The sequence below is a fragment of the Serratia sp. TSA_130.1 genome (assembly GCF_052691795.1).
In genome coordinates this window covers 652,472-670,023 of the sequence record NZ_JBQZFS010000001.1, presented here as the reverse complement: position 1 = coordinate 670,023, position 17,552 = coordinate 652,472, and the positions used below count along the sequence as shown (strand labels likewise).

The 17,552-nt window shown below is 62.6% G+C and carries 5 protein-coding genes; 2 read left to right on the top strand and 3 right to left on the bottom strand.

Annotated features, from left to right (window positions below):
* Positions 1-215 precede the first annotated feature (215 nt).
* Both ACUTQY_RS03130 and pqqU read right to left on the bottom strand, forming a co-directional pair.
* The gene (locus tag ACUTQY_RS03130) at positions 216-2,588 is read right to left on the bottom strand and encodes a glucose/quinate/shikimate family membrane-bound PQQ-dependent dehydrogenase (RefSeq protein WP_033650791.1); all 2,373 of its coding nucleotides are present in this window, start codon (positions 2,586-2,588) and stop codon (positions 216-218) included.
* Positions 2,589-2,735: 147 nt separating this feature from the next.
* A complete protein-coding gene (gene pqqU / locus ACUTQY_RS03125) occupies positions 2,736-4,880 on the bottom strand; it encodes a TonB-dependent receptor PqqU (protein WP_033643633.1) in 2,145 nt (714 codons plus the stop codon).
* Positions 4,881-5,406: 526 nt separating this feature from the next.
* Here pqqU and ACUTQY_RS03120 point away from each other — a divergent pair.
* A complete protein-coding gene (locus ACUTQY_RS03120) occupies positions 5,407-15,423 on the top strand; it encodes a non-ribosomal peptide synthetase (RefSeq protein ID WP_342188162.1) in 10,017 nt (3,338 codons plus the stop codon).
* Between the two features lie 130 nt (positions 15,424-15,553).
* Complete coding sequence (locus tag ACUTQY_RS03115) at positions 15,554-16,543, top strand: aldo/keto reductase (RefSeq protein WP_033643631.1); 990 nt, start codon at positions 15,554-15,556, stop codon at positions 16,541-16,543.
* Here ACUTQY_RS03115 and ACUTQY_RS03110 read toward each other — a convergent pair.
* Positions 16,540-17,433: a LysR family transcriptional regulator gene (locus tag ACUTQY_RS03110; protein WP_033644309.1), complete on the bottom strand. Its 894-nt coding sequence runs from the start codon at positions 17,431-17,433 to the stop codon at positions 16,540-16,542. The two genes, ACUTQY_RS03115 and ACUTQY_RS03110, sit on opposite strands and share 4 nt — an antisense overlap.
* Positions 17,434-17,552 lie beyond the last annotated feature (119 nt).

Below are 17,552 nucleotides of genomic sequence, written 5' to 3'. Positions count from 1 at the left end.
TAGGGCCGCCTGAAGGCGGCCGATCGTTGTATTGCCCATTAAGCTGGAGAGGATCGCAGCCGCTGCCGGGGCCGCAGAGGTATAATATTGCGAATGATAACCATTATCAATAATGGAGGTGAAAAAATTAAGGGTATTGCGAGGGGGCAGCCGGCGGGGCGGGAAAAGAAAAAGCACGCCTTGCGGCGTGCTTTGCGGGGTAATAACGGCGGTGGTTACTTCTGATCGGGCAGGGCGTAAGCGACCACGTAGTCGCCCAGCTTGGTGCCGAAGGAACCGTGGCCGCCGGCGTAGATCAGCACGTACTGCTTGCCGTTGACCTCATAGGTCATCGGCGTCGCCTGGCCGCCGGCCGGCAAGCGCGCTTCCCACAGTTTTTCACCGTTGGTCACGCTGAAGGCGCGCAGGTAGTTGTCCGCGGTGGCGCCGATGAAGAACACGTTACCGGCGGTGGTCACCGGGCCGCCCAGCATCGGCATGCCCATTTTGAACGGTAGCGGCAACGGTGAGCTGTCGCGCACGGTGCCGATGCGTTTTTTCCACACGATGTCGTTGGTTTTCAGATCCACGGCGGAAATGTAACCCCAGGCCGGCTGTTTGCACGGCAGGCCGAACGGCGACAGGAACGGGTTCAGGGTGACGCCGAACGGCACGCCATACTGCGGCTGTACGCCGGACTCGGTGCCGCTGCCGCCTTTATCGCCTTCCGGCGGCTCAATCGGGTTGCCTGGGCCGCGCGGGATCAGTTTGGAGACGAACGGCAGCGCGATCGGGTTGGCGATGGCGATTTCGCGATCGGTATCGACGGCCAGGCCGCCCCATTCGAACATGCCCAGGTTACCCGGGAACACCAGCGTGCCCTGCTCGGAAGGCGGGGTGAAGGTGCCTTCATAACGCAGGCTGTGGAACATCACGCGGCAGACCAGCTGATCATAGATGGTCGCGCCCCACATGTCGGCGCCGGTCAGTTTCTTCTCAGGACGGAAGGTCAACTCGGAGAACGGCTGGGTCGGTGACAGGCGATCGCCCTTGGCCGGGCCTTGCGGTACCGGTTTCTCCGGTGCCGGCACCACCAGTTCGCCGTTGGTACGGTTCAGCACGAAGATGTTGCCGGTTTTGGTCGGCACATAGATGACCGGCACTTTTTTACCGCTCTTGTCGGTAATGTCCGCCAGGGTCGGCTGCGCCGGCACGTCCATATCCCACAGGTCATGGTGGACCGTCTGATAGAACCAGGCCAGTTTGCCGGTGGAGGCGTTCAGCGCCAGCAGGCCGCTGGCGTAGCGTTCCATTTCCGGGGTGCGATCGCCGCCCCAGATGTCCGGAGTGGAAACGCCCATCGGCAGGTAAACGATATCCAGCTTGGCGTCATAGGCGGCAGGCGCCCAGGAGTTCGGCGAGTTCGGCACGAAGTGGTGCTCGTCCGCCGGGATGGCGTTCGGATCTTTCGCGCCCGGATCGAAGGCCCACAGCAGCTTGCCGCTGTTGACGTCGAAGCCGCGGATCACGCCGGAAGGCTCGCGGTTGGAGTAGTTGTCGGTCACGGCACCGGCGACGACGATCACTTTATCGGTGATCACCGGCGGCGAGGTCGGCTCGTAGTGGCCCGGCGTCGCATACGGCATATTGCTCTGCAGGTTCAGCTCACCGTTGTTGGCGAAGTCCGGGCAGGGTTTGCCGGTTTCGGCGTCCAGTGCGAACAGACGGCCGTCGTTGACCGGCAGAATGATGCGGCGTGCGCACATCGCCGGAGCGGCGTCGCCGGCGGCGCCTGCGGCTGCGGCGGTTTCGTGGTAAGACACGCCGCGACAGGTGATGTGCTGGAAGGTTGGGTTGTATTTCAGCTGCGGATCAAACTTCCATTTTTCTTTACCGGTGGCGGCATCCAGCGCGAACAGCTTCTGGTGCGGCGTACACATGTAAAGGGTATCGCGGATCTTGATCGGCGTGACTTCGTTGGTGATCTCACCCGGATCGTTGGCGGTCTTCAGATCGCCGGTCTGGAAACGCCAAACCTCTTGCAGCTGGCCAACGTTTTTGTCGTTGATCTGGCTCAGCGGCGAGTAACGGGTGCCTTCCTGGGTGCGGCCATAGGCCGGCCAGTCGGCGCCGGTGGCGTCTTTCGGTTGTACCTGGGCGGCGTCGAGGGTGCCGTTAATCTCTTGCGGATCGTTGAACACGGCATAGGCCAGCGCGATGACGGTGATCGCCAGCGCCGCGCTCAGCGCGCCGTAGGCGAATTTGCCGTTGGCCACCAGCTTGCGGTAGATAAACGGCAACACCAGCCACAGGCCGAAGAAGAAGGTGACGTCCAGGCGCGGCGTCAGCGCCCAGAAGTCCGGGCCCACTTCCCACAGGGCCCAAATCGTGGTGCCCAGCAGGAATACCGCGTACAGCAGCAGCGCGGTGGCGCGGCGGCGGAACAGCAGCCAGGAAGTCGCCAGCAGCACCAGCCCGGCGATGATGTAATACAGCGAACCGCCCAACTTGGCCAGCCAGATGCCGCCGCCGAGCAGATAAAGCCCGCTCAGCGCGGCAAACAGCGCCGTTATGACGATAAGCGGCGATAGTGACGCTTTATTTTGCATAGCAATACCCTTACCAAAAATGAAAGTCCCCGATTTAGAGATTAAGCCAAATCGGAAAAAACACGCGGTTTCTCCCTATTATTTCAGCGAGAAGCCGCTAGGGTGACGTAAAACCCATCCCGTTTTTTAACCTTAAGGTGCTTTGCCTTATTCAAAGCGATAAGACAAGGTGGCGCCGCCACCCCAGTTGCGCCCCGGCGCCGGCTCGAAGTAGCGGCCGTTGCCTTCGTTGACGATCACCGAACCGACGTATCGGCGATCGAAAACATTGTCCACCCGGCTGAACACGTCCAGCGCCCAGCGGTTCCAGGTAAAGCGATAACCGGCGTTTACGCCGGCCACGGTGTAAGAGGGAGCCTGCGCGCTGTTGGCGTCATTGGCCTGAATGTCGCTCATGTAGCGCAGTTCCGCGCCGGCGTGCCAGCCTTCCGGCGGGGCATAGGCCAGCGAGGCGTAGCCCATGTTGCGGGCGATGCCCGGCAGGCGATTGCCGGCGGGAATGGTTTGGGCCGGGGTACAAACGGCTTTGCCGCACATCTCGCTGCGGTAGGTGGCGTCCAGCAGCGTCCAGGCCATATGCAGGCGCCAGTCCAGCGCGAACTCTTGATCCAGCGCCAGTTCCAGGCCGCGCCGCCGGGTTTTGCCGGCGTTGGCGTAGCTGGTGCGCCCACCGCTGCTTTCCGCCACCACCAGCTCGTTGTCGGTATCGGTCTGGAACAGGGCGGCGCTCACCAGGCCGTTGCCGAGGCGCAGTTTGCTGCCCAGTTCGACGGTGTCGCTGGTGGACGGCTGCAGACCGATGTTCAGGCCGGCCTGGCCGTTGGGGCGATAGGAGAGTTCGTTGATGGTCGGGGTTTCAAAGCCGCGGCCGGCTGAGAGATAAACGTTCCACGCCGGATTGATTTTATAGTTGAGCGAGCCCATCGGCAGCCACTGGTGGTAGCGTTTGCTGCCGCTGTCGTCGCCGTTGCGCGGCGTGATGTAGTAGTCGGTCGAGTCGAAGCTAACCGTGCTGTAGCGCAGGCCGGCGTCCAGCGTCCAGTGCGGCGTCAGTTGCCAGGAGGTTTGCAGGTAAGGATCCAGGTTCCAGATGCGGTTTTTCTCGTTGCGCCGCTGGTCGCCTTTCTCGCCGTAGTCCACTGTGCCGTCTCGCAGAATAAAGTTTTCAAACCCCTGCCGGCGTTCGGTCATGGTTTCATAATCCAGACCGCCGATCAGTGTTACCGGTAACGAGGCGAGAGTATCCTCATGCTTCCAGCGAGTGTCAATGCCCTGATATTTTCTTTCCAGCACGATCACCCCGCCGGCGTGGGTAGGGTTAAGCTGCGGCCCGCGTGGAATGGATTGGTACTGCGTGGTGTGGCGCTCGCCGTGGTAGGCGGTCAGCGTCAGTTCGTCGCGCTCGCTCATCTGGCGCTGATAGCGCAGGCCGGCCTGGGTCTGATCGAGCGACTTGCGGGTGTTGTATTGATCCGCGCGCGGCGCCTGGCGCGGGTTTTCCTTCCATTCCGCTTCGGTCAGTCCGCCCGGATCGCCGGCGTCAATGGAGACGCTGTTGAACATCAGCGTCAGGGTACTGACGTCGTCCAACCGCACGCCGAGCTTGCCGTTGCCGAGGTTTTTCCGCGCGGCGCTGTGATCGCGATAGCCCTGAGTGGTGAAGCGGGTGCCGGAGATAGCGTAGTTGACGTCGCCGGCCTGGGTGCCGTCGCCGGTGGCGCCGGTCGCTTTCACCCCGTAGCGCCAGGTGTTGTCGCTGCCGAAATAGCTGCCGGCCTCCAGCGTTGGCGGCTGGGCGCCGGTCTGGGTGTCAACGTTGATCACCCCGCCCGAAGCGTTGCCGTACAGCGCGGAATAGGGGCCGCGCAGCACCTCGATGCGCTCGACGGAGTTGATGTCGATGTTGGAGGTTTGTCCCTGGCCGTCGGGCATGGTGGCGGGGATGCCGTCGACGTACATGCGCACCCCGCGCACGCCGAACATCGATCGGCTGCCGAATCCGCGTATCGACAGCTGCAGATCCTGCGCATAGTTTTGTCGGTTTTGAAGCTGCAGGCCCGGCACGCTGCCAAGGTTTTCCGACAGGTTAATCTGCGGTGCGGCGTTGCGCAGGTCCTGGCCGTCGATCACGCTAACGGACACCGGCGATCCCAGCTCGGTCAATCCGATGGGTTGCGCCATTACCACCAGCGTATCGCTGTCTTTCTGATCCGCCGCCAGGGCCGAACCGATGCAGACCGGCTGCAGCAATAACAGGGTTGCCGGGGTCAAGACGGGACGTTTTTTATTCATCAGATAATTCTGCCAATAATGCTGAAAAAATTGCCCGCAAGTGGGCGAAAATAGCCATTTGTGACTCCCTGTACTGGCATTCAATGGGAGGGAAACTGCATCCTGCAACGAGTATAGGATATTCCGACACCGTACGCTTTGGAATAGCGCAACTGAAAGATGCGGGTTTTCATTTAAGAAGATTCTCTTTTTTATCGCTTTTCCTGCGATGCCTTTAAATTAAATTTATTTATATTAAATATATTCCTATCTTTGTTTTTAATTTATTTACAATAGTTATTTTATTTATGAATGAAAATCCGTGAATCATTTTGAAATGACAAATTATTTTTTATTTCATTGTTTTTGTTGGTTTTAGTTTATTTGTGTTTTTGTGGCTTTATTTTTTATAAAAATAAAATAATATTCGCTCTTATGTTTTTTAAGTTTTCGCCTAACAGCTCAATCGCATAACCATCACGGTATTTATGCCATGCATAAATATCTATTCATATATTATTGGAATATATTAAAAGGGAATTGATTCATGGGCGCGATCATCGCTTCACCCTATACCCACACGTTTTGGAATGAATACGTCCTCAATCCACACTCCTGCGAGTACAACCTGGTGCTGGATCAGACCATTGAGGGGGCGCTGGACGTCGATCGACTGCGCGCGGCGGTCGAGGGCGTGTGCCGGGACTATATTCTGTTTCACCATGTCCTCGACGACAGCTCGCCGCAATTACGCTGGGTAAAGACGGAGAAGAAAATTGCGTTGGAAACGCTTGATGCCGATTGCGATGCCGGTAAATTAATCAATACGCCGTTCGATCTCCGGGAGGGGCCGCTGTGCCGCTTCTACCTGATTGAGTTGGCGCCGCAGCGCTATAATTTGATCATTGTCGTTCATCATATCCTGATCGACGGCCTGTCCGGCCAGGAGTTCTACAACGCCGTTTCCGCCTATTACAATCGCGGGGCGGCCGTGGCGCCGCCGCAGGCGAATGAAACGGACATTTGTCGATTGTACCGGCGCTATGAGGCGGATATCGCGGCGTTGAAGCAGGACTTCGCTTCCGCGTCATTCTGGGGCGACCGGTTGGCCGAATGCGCCCCGCGCGTAGCGTTGCCTTATCTCCCCGGTGAAGCCCCCGAAGCACCCGGCGCCGGCGAAGTGCGCTTTACGTTGCCGTTCGCCGAGTGGCAGGCGCTGAAGTCCGGCGTCAGGTATGCCAACCCATTCCTGATATTCAAAACGCTGTGGGCGTTGCTGATCGCCCGGCAATCCGCGCAGGACACGGTGCATATCGGTTATCCCGTCGCGCCGGACGGCGGCGAGCCGCTGTTCTTCGGCGCCCAGGTCAACACCGCGGTGTTTCCCTTAACGCTCGCCCCGCAAGCCACATTCAACCAGCTGTACCGCGCGACGCTGGCCTACAGCAAAGCGCTCAAGGTGACGGGCAAGCTGCGGCACAGCCAATTGCCGGTTTATGACATGCTGAACCTCAGCCCGGTGCGCGAGCTGAACGTCAATTTCACTCAGGCTTACCTGAAAGATGCGCCGCTGGCGCTTGACGGTTGCCGCATCGGCGTCAATCACCGTTACAACGTCGATCTGGCCGGTTCGGAACTGCTGCTGGAGTATCAGCCGACCGAGCAGGCCTTTGAGTTTCGCCTGCGTTATCGGCCCGATCTGTTCGACGCCACGCAAATGGCGGAGATGGCGGAGCAGTATCTCGGGCTATTGCAGCGTGCGCTAGCCGAACCGGACGCGCCGATAGCCGCGTGGCCGCAGCTCACGGCGCAGCAGGTTTTACGCTGCCGCGACGCCTGGGAGAGCGAGCCGGACACGGCCGACCCAGGGGCGACACTGCTCGACGGCGTGGCCCGCCAGGCGCGCCGTCATCCGGAACGCATCGCCGTAACCGATGCCAACGGTTCGCTCAGCTACCGCCAACTGGCGCAGCGCAGCGATCGCCTGGCGTTACGGCTGCGGGAAGAATATCGCCGGTTGCGCGGCGCCGCCATGCCGCCAGAGACGCTGATCCCGCTGTATCTGCAGCGCAGCGCGGAAGCGGTGGTGGCGATGCTGGCCATCATGAAGGCGGGCGGCGCCTATGTGCCGCTGGATCCCGCGGCACCGGCGCAGCGCCTGGAATATATTCTGCAAGAGGTGAACAGCCCCATCGTCCTGACGGAAAGCGCATTGCAAGGGGCGGCGCAGCGACTGGCGCCGGACGGCGTTTGCCTGGCGGCGGATGAACCGCTTGCCGATGCGGATGCCGCGAGCCTGCCGAATGTCGAAGCCCGGCAATTGGCCTACGTGATTTACACCTCCGGCACCAGCGGGCGGCCGAAAGGCACGCTGTGTGAACACCGGGGCGCGGCCAACATGGTGTGGGGTCATACGCAGCGTTTGCTGCGCAATGAATCGGGCGCGCTCAACTGCCTGCAGTTCGCGTCGCTGGCCTTTGACGCGCACGTGTTTGAAGTGTTCATGGCCCTGAGCAACGGCCACCGGCTGTTCATCGCGGGCGAGGCGCAGCGGCGCGATCCGGCGCTGTTGTGCGGCCAAATGGCGGCCTGGGGCATCGAAGCCTGTTTCCTGCCGCCGGCGCTGCTTGGCACCTTGCCAGACCTGCCGGCTTCGGTGCGCTATCTCGCGACCGGCGGCGAGGCGACCGCGCAGGAGGCGCTCGACCATTACCTGGCCTGCGGCATGCAGGTTGCCAATCTGTACGGCCCGACCGAGGCTTCGGTCAGCGCCAGTCTGAATATCTATCGCCGCAACGGCGCGCGCAATATCGGCCACGCCATCGCCAATATGCGTTGTTATGTGGTTGACGAGCATGACAATCTAATGCCGCTGGGGGCGGAGGGCGAGCTGTGTCTGGCCGGCGTCGGCCTGGCGCGCGGATACCTGAACCTGCCGGCGCTGACGGAAGCCGCATTCGTCGCCAATCCTTTTGAACTGCGTGAGCCTTACCGGCGCCTGTATCGCACCGGCGACCGGGTACGGCGCTTGGCCGACGGCAGCCTGGACTATCTTGGGCGACACGACCAGCAGATCAAGATCAACGGCTATCGCATCGAGTTGGGCGAGATCGAAATGCAGCTGCGCGCGCTGCCCGAGGTGGCCGAGGCGGTGGTGACCCTGCGCCCCGGCACGACGGACCAACTGGCGGCCTGGTATGTGCCGAAGCCCGGCGCGACGCCGCAGGCCGGCGACCTCTTGCAACGCCTGGCGGCGCAGCTGCCGCATTATATGTTGCCGTCGGCGCTGTCGGCGCTGTCGGCGCTGCCGCTGACGGTGAGCCGCAAGGTCGATTACCGGGCATTGCCGGAACCACTGCCGGTCGAGCGGCAAACGGCGTTTCGCCAACCGGGCACGCCGCTGGAGACTCAGCTTTCTACACTGTTCAATCGGCTGCTGGGCGGCCATGTCGGCATGGACGACAACTTCTTCCGCCTCGGCGGCAACTCCATTATGGCCATCAGGCTGTGTCACGAAGTGAATAAATTGCCGGGGGCGAAGATCTCGGTGCTGACGTTGAATCAGCATCCGACGGTGGCCGCGCTGAGCGAGCATATCGCCGCTCAACGGCAGGCGCCGTCGGATGAGCCGCCCATCCTCGCCGGCGGGCTGCGGGAGGGGCCGTTGTCGCTTCAGCAGTCGCGATTGTGGTTTGTTCAGCAACTGTCGGCGGACGCCACGCACTATCTGTCGCCGGTGCTGCTGCGGCTGGCGCCGGACATCGATGACCAACGTTTTGCGGACTGTCTGCAGGCGATCGTCGAGCGCCACCAGATCCTGCGTAGCCTGATTCGCCAGAATGAGCGGGGCGAAGCCAGCCAGTGGGTCAGCGACGCCGTGCTGCCGGTGCCTTTGCTGACGGTGAGCGGCGCTGAGTTTGACATGGCGCTGGCGCAGGCCTGCAGCCGGCCGATGGATTTGACGCGCGAGCTGCCGCTGCGCGCCACGCGCTATCGTTACCGCGATGCGGCGGGCGGGGAAACGGCCGTTTGTCTGTTGGTATTCCATCACATCGTCTTTGACGGTTGGTCGCTTGAGGTGCTGCTGCAGGAACTGGACGCGCGCTATCGGGGAACGTGGCGTAAGGCGACAGAGCCGGCGCTGCAATACCTCGACTATGCGTGCTGGCAACACGCGCCGGAAAATGTGCAGCGCCGGGCCGACGAATTGGCCTTTTGGCAACGAGAGCTGGCGGGCTGGCAGCCGCTCTCGCTGCCGGTGGATTTTTTGCGGCCGGCGGTCTTCGACGTACGCGGCGACAACAGCGAAGTGCCGCTGCCGGCGGCGCTGGTGAAGGCGCTGGAGGCGTTGGCGCGCCGAGAGGGCGTGACGCTGCATGCCGTGATGCTGGCGGGGTTCATGCTGTTGCTTGCCCGCTACAGCGGTCAGAACGATGTCATGGTGGGTACGCCGCTGGCGAACCGCAATCGCCCTGAGCTGGGGAGTCTGATCGGGTTCTTTGTCAATACGCTGCCTTTACGCCGGCAGATCGACCCCCGTCAGGGCGTTGCCGAGTTTGTGCGAGAGGTTGCGGCCACGACGCTGCGGGCGCAGCAGCATCAGACGCTGTCGCTGGAGGCGCTGGTGGACGCTCTGGCGCTGCCGCGCGACTTTTCGCGGCATCCGCTGTTCCAGGTCATGTTCGCGCTGGAGGGCGAGAGCGGCGCACCGGCGCGTCCGGACTGGCTGTCGGTGGTCGATCTGAGCGCGGATGAGCGCACTGCCAAGTTCGATCTGACGCTCACGCTGACGCCGCAGGGGGAGCAGATGCGCGCGCGCTTCAACTTCGCGTCGGCGCTGTTCAGCAAAGCGTCGATGGATCGGTTGGCCGGCTACTATCTCGCCCTATTGCAACAGATGGCGCGCCACGATGACTGGCCGCTGGAAAATATTCGTCTGCAGCCGCAGAGCCCGGCGCTGCCTGCGGCGCCGGCCTTTAGCTATGCGTTTGAACGCTGCCTGCAACAGGATTTCGTGCGGCATGCGCAGCGCAATCCGCAGGCCGTCGCGGTGATCGACGCGCAGGGGGAAATGACGTACGGCGAACTGCACGAGGCGGCGTTAACGCTGGCCACTCAACTGCGTGTGCAGGGCAAGATGACCGGCGACGCCATCGCCGTCGTTGCCGACAAGGGGCGCCGGCAGCCGATCGCCCTGTTGGCGGCGCTGATGTGCGGCAAGGCGTTTTTGCCGATGGAGGCGACATGGCCGCCGCAGCGGCGGCTGAAGGTGATGGCGCAGGCCGGCATCAATACGTTGCTCAGCGATGCGCCCTGGGCCTGCGACGAAATCAACCTGGTCGAACTGAATGCCGACGGGCTGGCGGCGCAGTTGCCGCTGCCGGAGAGGCGCCTGCCGGCGGTGGAGGCCGGTCCTGACAGCCTGGCCTATATCATTTTCACTTCGGGCTCGACCGGCACGCCCAAGGGCGTGGCGATCGAACATCGCAGCGCGGTGAACATGCTGGAAGGCGTTCGGCGGTATTTTGGGTTCAACGAGCGGGATCGCAGCCTGGCGCTCAGCGCGTTGAGCTTCGATCTGGCGATCTTCGATATTTTCAGCCCGTTGAGCGCGGGCGGCGCGGTTGTGATGCCGGCCGAGCGAGATCGGGTCAATCCGCAAGCCTGGTATCAGCTGATGATGACACATCGAGTGACGCAATGGTTGAGCGCACCGGCCCTGATGGAGCTGTTGCTGGACTATGTAAACGGCGCGGGGCTGGCGGTCGGGCCTGCGCCGGCGCTGCGGGCGGTGATGGTGGGGGGCGACTGGATCGCCACCTCGCTGCCGGAACGCTGCCTGGCCTGGGCGCCGCACGTCCGCTTCTGCAGCGCCGGCGGCGCTACGGAGGCGGCGATCTTCACCATGCTGTATGAGGTGCCGCGAGGCGAGAAAATTCGCTCGGTCAGCATCCCTTACGGTAAACCGTTGCCGCACCAGCGTTGCTACATTCTGGATGCCGGACGACGGCCCGCGGCGCCGGGCGTGCGCGGGGAGATCTATCTGGCCGGTGAAGGGTTGGCGCGCGGGTATTACGGCGATCCGCAACGCACCGCCGAGAGTTTCTTCTGGCATGAGGAGCTGCAGGAGCGGGTGTATCGCACCGGCGACGCGGGCCGATGGCTCGAGGACGGCAATGTGGAGTTCCTGGGGCGTCTCGATCAGCAGGTCAAGCTGAACGGCTACCGTATCGAGCTGGGTGAAATAGAGCATGCCGCGCTTGCCTATCCGGGGGTGATCGCCTGTTGTTGCGTGCTCGTCACCGACCCTCAGCCCTGTCTGGCCGCTTACTTCGTTGCCGATGAGGCGATCGCCCCGCAGGATTTGGCGCAGCATTTGAGCAGCCAACTGCCTCCTTACATGGTGCCGCAGGCGCTGATGCAGCTGGCACAGCTGCCGCTGACCGAAAACGGCAAGATAGCCCGACAGGCGTTGCCGCCGCCGAAAAGGACGGCGCGCGAGTTCGTCGCGGCGCAGAACGAGCGGGAGAACGCTTGCCTGGCGGTGTGGCGCGATCTGTTGCAGCGGCAGGATATCGGCGTGGAGGACAATTTCTTCTCGCTGGGCGGCAATTCCCTTCTGGCGATCCAGGTCTGTTACCAGCTCGGTCAACGGTTGGGGATCGAGGTGACGTTGAGCGAGCTGGGCCGGTTCCCGACGATCCGTTCATTGTGCCGTGCGTTGCTGCGGCAGGGGGAGGGCGCCGCGCCGATGTCGATCCCGCCGCTGCGGCAACGCGAGTATCCGCTCTCCGCTTCACAGCTGCAGCTGTGGTTTATCGAGAACCTGAACGGCGGCGGCAATCTTTATCATGTGCCGATGCTGTTCCGTCTCGGCGAGGAGGTCTGTCTGACGGCTTACGAGCGCAGTCTGCAGGCGGTCGTCGCCCGGCATCAGGTGTTGCACAGCCTGATTGCCCAGAAGCCGTCCCAAATTGCCGTCGCCCGGGCCTGTGAACAAACGCTTTCGCTGGAGCGCGTGGCGCTGGAGGCGGCGCGCTGGCCGGACAGACTGCGGCAGGATATCGATCGGCCGTTTGCCCTGGAGGCGGAGTTGCCGATCAGAGCGAGCGTTTACCAGGTGGCGCAGCCTGATGGCGGGCGGGTGACTTACAGCCTGATCCTGGTGCACCACCTGGCGTTTGACGGCTGGTCGCAGCCGGTGCTGCTGCAGGAGTTGGATGCGCTGTATCAGGCGCAGCGGCAAGGGCGGGAGGCTGAGCTGGCGGCGTTGCCGTTGCAATATGGCGACTATGCCGTCTGGCAGCGGCGCTGGCTGGACTCCGCGTTGGCGGATGAGGCGAAAGCGTATTGGCGACAAGCGCTGGATGGGTGGCAGGCGCTGGAGATGCCGCTCGATTTCGTGCGGCCGGCGCGCTTCGATCATCGCGGCGCCAATCACGTCATCGCGCTGCCGGAGGCCCTGACGATGCAGGCGACGCAGTTCGCCCGGCGGCAAGGCGTCACGCCGTTTGCGCTGTATCTTGCGGCCTTTAATCTGCTGCTCGGTTACTTCAGCGGCCAGCAAGACATTCTGGTCGGCACGCCGGTCGCTAACCGGCCGGTGGCGGAGACCCGCTCGGCGATCGGATTCTTCGTCAATACGCTGCCGTTGCGCTCGCAAATAGACGATGCAGCGTCGCTGAACGATTATGTGCATCGGGTTTTTGATGGCGTGCTGCAGGCGCAGCGGCATCAGAATTTACCGTTGGATCAGTTGATTGAGCTGCTGCAGGTGCCGCGCGATCTGTCGCGCCATCCGCTGTTTCAGACGCTGTTCGCGCTGGAAGAGGCGGGTGAAGCGCCGGCCTGGCTGGCGCCGCAGGATCTGTTGACACACTATCAGGCGGCCAAATTCGATTTGACGCTGAGCATACAGTCGGCGCCGCAAGGCGGCAGGGCGATCTTCAACTATGCCACCGCCCTGTTTGCACCGGCCACGCTGGCGCTGTTGGGTGAGTATTATCTGACGATCCTCACGCAGATCGTCAATCACGGGGAGCAGCGCGTCAGTCAGTTGGCGCTGGTATCGGCGAGTGAAACGGCGCGGCAGCGCGCCTTCCGTCAATCCTGTCCGCCGGCCTACGATTTCGAACGCGCCATCCATCATGATTTTATCCGTCAGGCCGAGCGCGATCCGCAGCGGGTGGCGATCGTCGATGAATGGGGTGAGCTGAACTACGGTGAGCTGTATCGGCGTGCGTTGGCGTTGTCGTTGCAGCTGCGCGAGCATGCGGATATGCGCGCCGACACCATCGCGGTGATGGTGGACAAAGGGCGGGCGCAAATCATTGCGGTGCTGGCGATCCTGATGGCCGGCAAGGCCTATTTGCCGCTGGACGGCGCCTGGCCGGAACGCCGCCGCCTGGATATCGTCGCGCAGTCGCAGACCCGGATTATCCTCAGCAGCCGGGCGTGGGCGGCCCACGGTAACGCCAGACTGTTGACGATCGATCCGCAAGGTGCGGTCAACGCGTTACCGCCGGCGCCGCCGGGTGAGCCGGTCTTGCCGGCGCCTTCCGCGCTGGCCTATGTGATTTTCACCTCCGGTTCTACCGGCACGCCGAAAGGGGTGGCGATAGAACATCGCGGCGCGGTGAACAGCATCATCGATACCTTGCACCAGCTGGAACTCGGCGCGGACGATCGCGGGTTGGCGCTCAGCGCGCTGAGCTTCGACATTTCGGTGTTCGATATTTTCGGCCTGCTGTCGGTGGGCGGCGCCATCGTGATGCCGTCCGAAACCGAACGCTATCAGCCGGAGGCGTGGCATCGGTTGTTGATGACTCAGGGGGTGACCTTCTGGAATTCCGCGCCTTCGGTGATGACGCTGCTGGTGGAGCAGCTGGAGTCCGCCGCGTCGCAGGCGCAGTGGCCGCATCTGCGCAACGTGGTGCTGGTGGGTGAGGTGATCTCGCGTTCACTGCCGGCGCGCATTCGCCAATGGCGGCCAGGGTGCCGGGTAGTCAGCGCCGGGGGCGCGACCGAAAGCTCCATTTGGTCGATTTTGTACGACATTCCGGAAACGCCGATCCTGGCGCCCAGCGTGCCTTATGGCCGGGCGATGGCCCATCAGCGTTTCTATGTGCTGGATCGCCATCTGCGCGTGTTGCCGCCCTGCTTACCGGGGGAGCAGTACATCGGTGGGGCCGGCGTGGCGCGCGGCTATTACCGCAATCCGTCGCTGACCGAGGAAAAATTCATCTACCATCCGGAACTGGGGGAGCGGCTTTATCGCACCGGCGATGCCGGGCGCTATTTGCCGGACGGCAATCTGGAGTTCCTCGGCCGTATGGATTTTCAGGTGAAAATCAATGGCTACCGCGTCGAGCTGGGGGAGGTCGAGCAATGTGCGCTGGCGTTCGGCGCGATCAAATCCTGCTGCGCCGTGGTGCTGTCAGAGGCGCATCGGCAGCGTCTGGCGCTGTATTACGTCAGTGAGGCGCCGCTGGAGGAGTCGGCGCTGCTGGCCTTTATGAGCGGGCAATTGCCGCTATACATGCTGCCTGCGGCCCTGGTGCGGCTGGAAGCGTTGCCGTACAACTCCAGCGGTAAGCTGGATCGCAAGGCGTTGCCGGCGCCGACGGCGAATGAGCCGCAGGCCTATGTCGCTCCCGCGAACGCGCTGGAGCAGCAGTTGTGCGCATTGTGGCAGGAGGCGCTGCAGTGCGAGCAGGTCGGCATGACGGACGATTTCTTCCTGCTGGGCGGCACCTCGATCAAGGCGATCTCCCTGTGCGTCGGCATGGGGGCACTGATGGCCGCGCCGGTGCCGGTGGTGCAGCTGTTGCAAAGCCGCACCCTGAAAAATCTGCTGGCCGCCAACGAGCGCCGTTTGGTCATGCCGCTTAACCGTCGGACAGACGGCGTGCCCGCGGTGTGGATGATCCACCCGGCACTGGTGGGCGCGGAGGCGTTTCATGCTTTCGCTCAGCCGTTGCAAGGGCGACTCAATTGCTATGGCGTCGATAACCATAATCTTTACCATCAACCGACCATCGACTCGCTCGGCGAGCTGGCCGAACGGTATTTGAACGACATGATTGCCGCCGGCCTGCTGCAAGACGCCGGACCGGTGCGCATTCTCGGGTGGTCGCTGGGGGGCATCATCGCGCTGGAGATCGCCGCTCGCCTGGAGGCGCGCGGCTGCCGTAACGTGCAGCTGTATCTGCTGGACAGCTTCTATCGGCAGACCACGGCGGAGCTGCCGCTGGAGCAACTGCTGCCTGCGCTGGGCATCGAGGGCGAGGCGGCGACACGCGCCATGGCCGCCGGGCAGGCGGAGCGGCGGCTGTCAGAGGGAAGGCTGAGCCGCCGATTGCAGACCACGAAAGTGACGCTGTTTAAGGCGACGGAGGGTAACCCGCAGTTGCCGGAGGCGATAACGGCGCCGCTGCTGGCGCTGGAAGATAATGGACTGGGCGCGGTTTGCGCGCAGCTCAAGATTATCCCGCTGGCCTGTCATCATCATAATATTTTGCAGTGTGAGGAGGCGATCGGACAAGTGCTCAACGATGACGTTTGATTCATGAGCCTGGTTCATAAGCTCAAGCGTATTTCGCCCCATAGTCATGGCGGCAGTCGCGTTTTACAGTCACCACACCGGAACGGCGCCGCGTCAGGCGGGGCCGGTATCAATCAGTGGGGGAGTGAAGATGCAAACACGCAAATTGGGGCGCGAAGGGCTGGAAGTCTCGGCGTTGGGGTTGGGCTGTATGGGACTGAGCTTTGGCTACGGCCCGGCCACCGATAAACGGCAGGCGATCGATCTGATCCGCGCCGCGGTCGACGAAGGCGTGACGTTCTTCGATACCGCGGAGATTTACGGTCCGTTCACGAACGAGGAATTGTTGGGCGAAGCGCTGGCGCCGGTGCGCGATCGGGTCGTCATCGCCACCAAGTTCGGTTTCGACTTGCCGCAGCCGGCGGGGCAGCAGGTGTTGAACAGCCGTCCGGAGCATATTCGCCAGGCGGTGGAAGGTTCGTTGAAGCGCCTGCGGGTGGAGACGATCGATTTGCTGTATCAGCACCGTGTCGATCCCGAGGTGCCTATCGAGGAGGTGGCCGGTACGGTGCAGCAACTGATTCGCGAAGGGAAAGTGAAGTATTTCGGCCTGTCGGAAGCCGGTGCGCAAACCATTCGGCGAGCTCACGCGGTGCAACCGGTCACGGCGCTGCAAAGCGAATATTCGCTGTGGTGGCGCGAGCCGGAGCGTGAAATCTTGCCGACGCTGGCAGCGCTGGGCATCGGTCTGGTGCCATTCAGCCCGCTCGGCAAGGGCTTTCTCACCGGCGCCATCACCGAGGACACCACCTTTGACAGCGGCGATTTTCGCAACGTGGTGCCGCGCTTCAGCGCCGAAGCGCGCCGGGCCAATCAGGCGCTGGTGAGCGTGCTGGGGCAGATAGCGCAGCGCAAGGGCGTGACGCCGGCGCAGATCGCCCTGGCCTGGCTGCTGGCGCAGCAGCCGTGGATCGTGCCGATCCCGGGAACCACCAAGCGTCACCGGCTGGAAGAAAATCTTGCGGCGGCGTCGGTGGTGTTGGCGGCGGACGAACTGGGTGAGATTGAGCGTGCGCTCTCCGCTATCGACGTGATTGGCGATCGCTACCCGGCGCATCTGCAGAAAAACGTCGGGCGTTAAGCCCCGCGCCGCAGCGCCTCAATCAGCAGCGCAAAGGCGGTGGTGTGTTGCCTGCGGCTTGGATAATAGAGGTAATAACCGGGAAACGGCGGACACCAGTCGTCCAGCGCCATCTGCAACCGCCCGTCGGCCAGCGGCTCGGCGACGGTATCTTCCGGCACAAAGGCGATGCCGAGGCCGAGCTGCGCGGCGTCGATTCGCTGGCGCAGGCTGTTGAAGGTCAGTTGCCCCTCCACCCGCACTTTGATCTCCCGGCCATCGCGGGCAAATTCCCAGGCGTACAGCCCGCCGAGGGTGGGCAGGCGCATGTTGATGCAGCGATGGTTTTGCAGCGCTTGCGGCGTAGCGGGGAGGCCGTAACGGGCGAAATAGTCAGGGGAGGCGACGGGCACCATGCGCATATCCGGCCCGATGCGCACCGCGACCATGTCCTTCGCTACCTGTTCCCCCAGCCGAATGCCGGCGTCGAATCGCCCGGCGACGATGTCGGTCAGGCTGTTGTCGATGGTGATTTCCACGTTGATATCCGGGTAATCGACGAGAAAAGTGCGCAGCACCGGCCATAGCACCGCATCCACCGCGTGTTCGCCGGCGGTGATGCGGATGTTGCCGGCGGGCCGATCGCGCATTTCACCCAGCGCGTTCAGCTCGTTTTCTATCTCCGCAAAGCGTGGACCAATGCTGTTGAGCAACCGCTCACCGGCCTCGGTGGGGGCGACGCTGCGAGTGGTGCGCGTGAGCAAACGCAGCGCCAGGCGTTCTTCTAGGCCGCGAATAGCGTGGCTGAGCGCCGATTGGGAAACCCCAAGCTGTGCCGCCGCTTTGGTGAAGCTGCGCTCCCTGGCCACCATCAGGAAAGCGATCAGATCGTTAAAGTTTTCTTTCAACATATCGGCACCGAAGAGGAGGGTGAGCGCACTGTCGCGCGTAGATTTATGAATTGAGCTCATAGCTCCTTGCGCATTCTACCCGCTAGTCGCCGGAAAAGCATGGCGCTATCTTGACATCA

Excerpts from the sequence above, each read along its gene's own strand:
- ACUTQY_RS03130 (WP_033650791.1), bottom strand. The coding sequence starts at position 2,588 with ATGCAAAATAAAGCGTCACTATCGCCGCTTATCGTCATAACGGCGCTG.
- pqqU (WP_033643633.1), bottom strand. The coding sequence starts at position 4,880 with ATGAATAAAAAACGTCCCGTCTTGACCCCGGCAACCCTGTTATTGCTG.
- ACUTQY_RS03120 (WP_342188162.1), top strand. The coding sequence starts at position 5,407 with ATGGGCGCGATCATCGCTTCACCCTATACCCACACGTTTTGGAATGAA.
- ACUTQY_RS03115 (WP_033643631.1), top strand. The coding sequence starts at position 15,554 with ATGCAAACACGCAAATTGGGGCGCGAAGGGCTGGAAGTCTCGGCGTTG.
- ACUTQY_RS03110 (WP_033644309.1), bottom strand. The coding sequence starts at position 17,433 with ATGTTGAAAGAAAACTTTAACGATCTGATCGCTTTCCTGATGGTGGCC.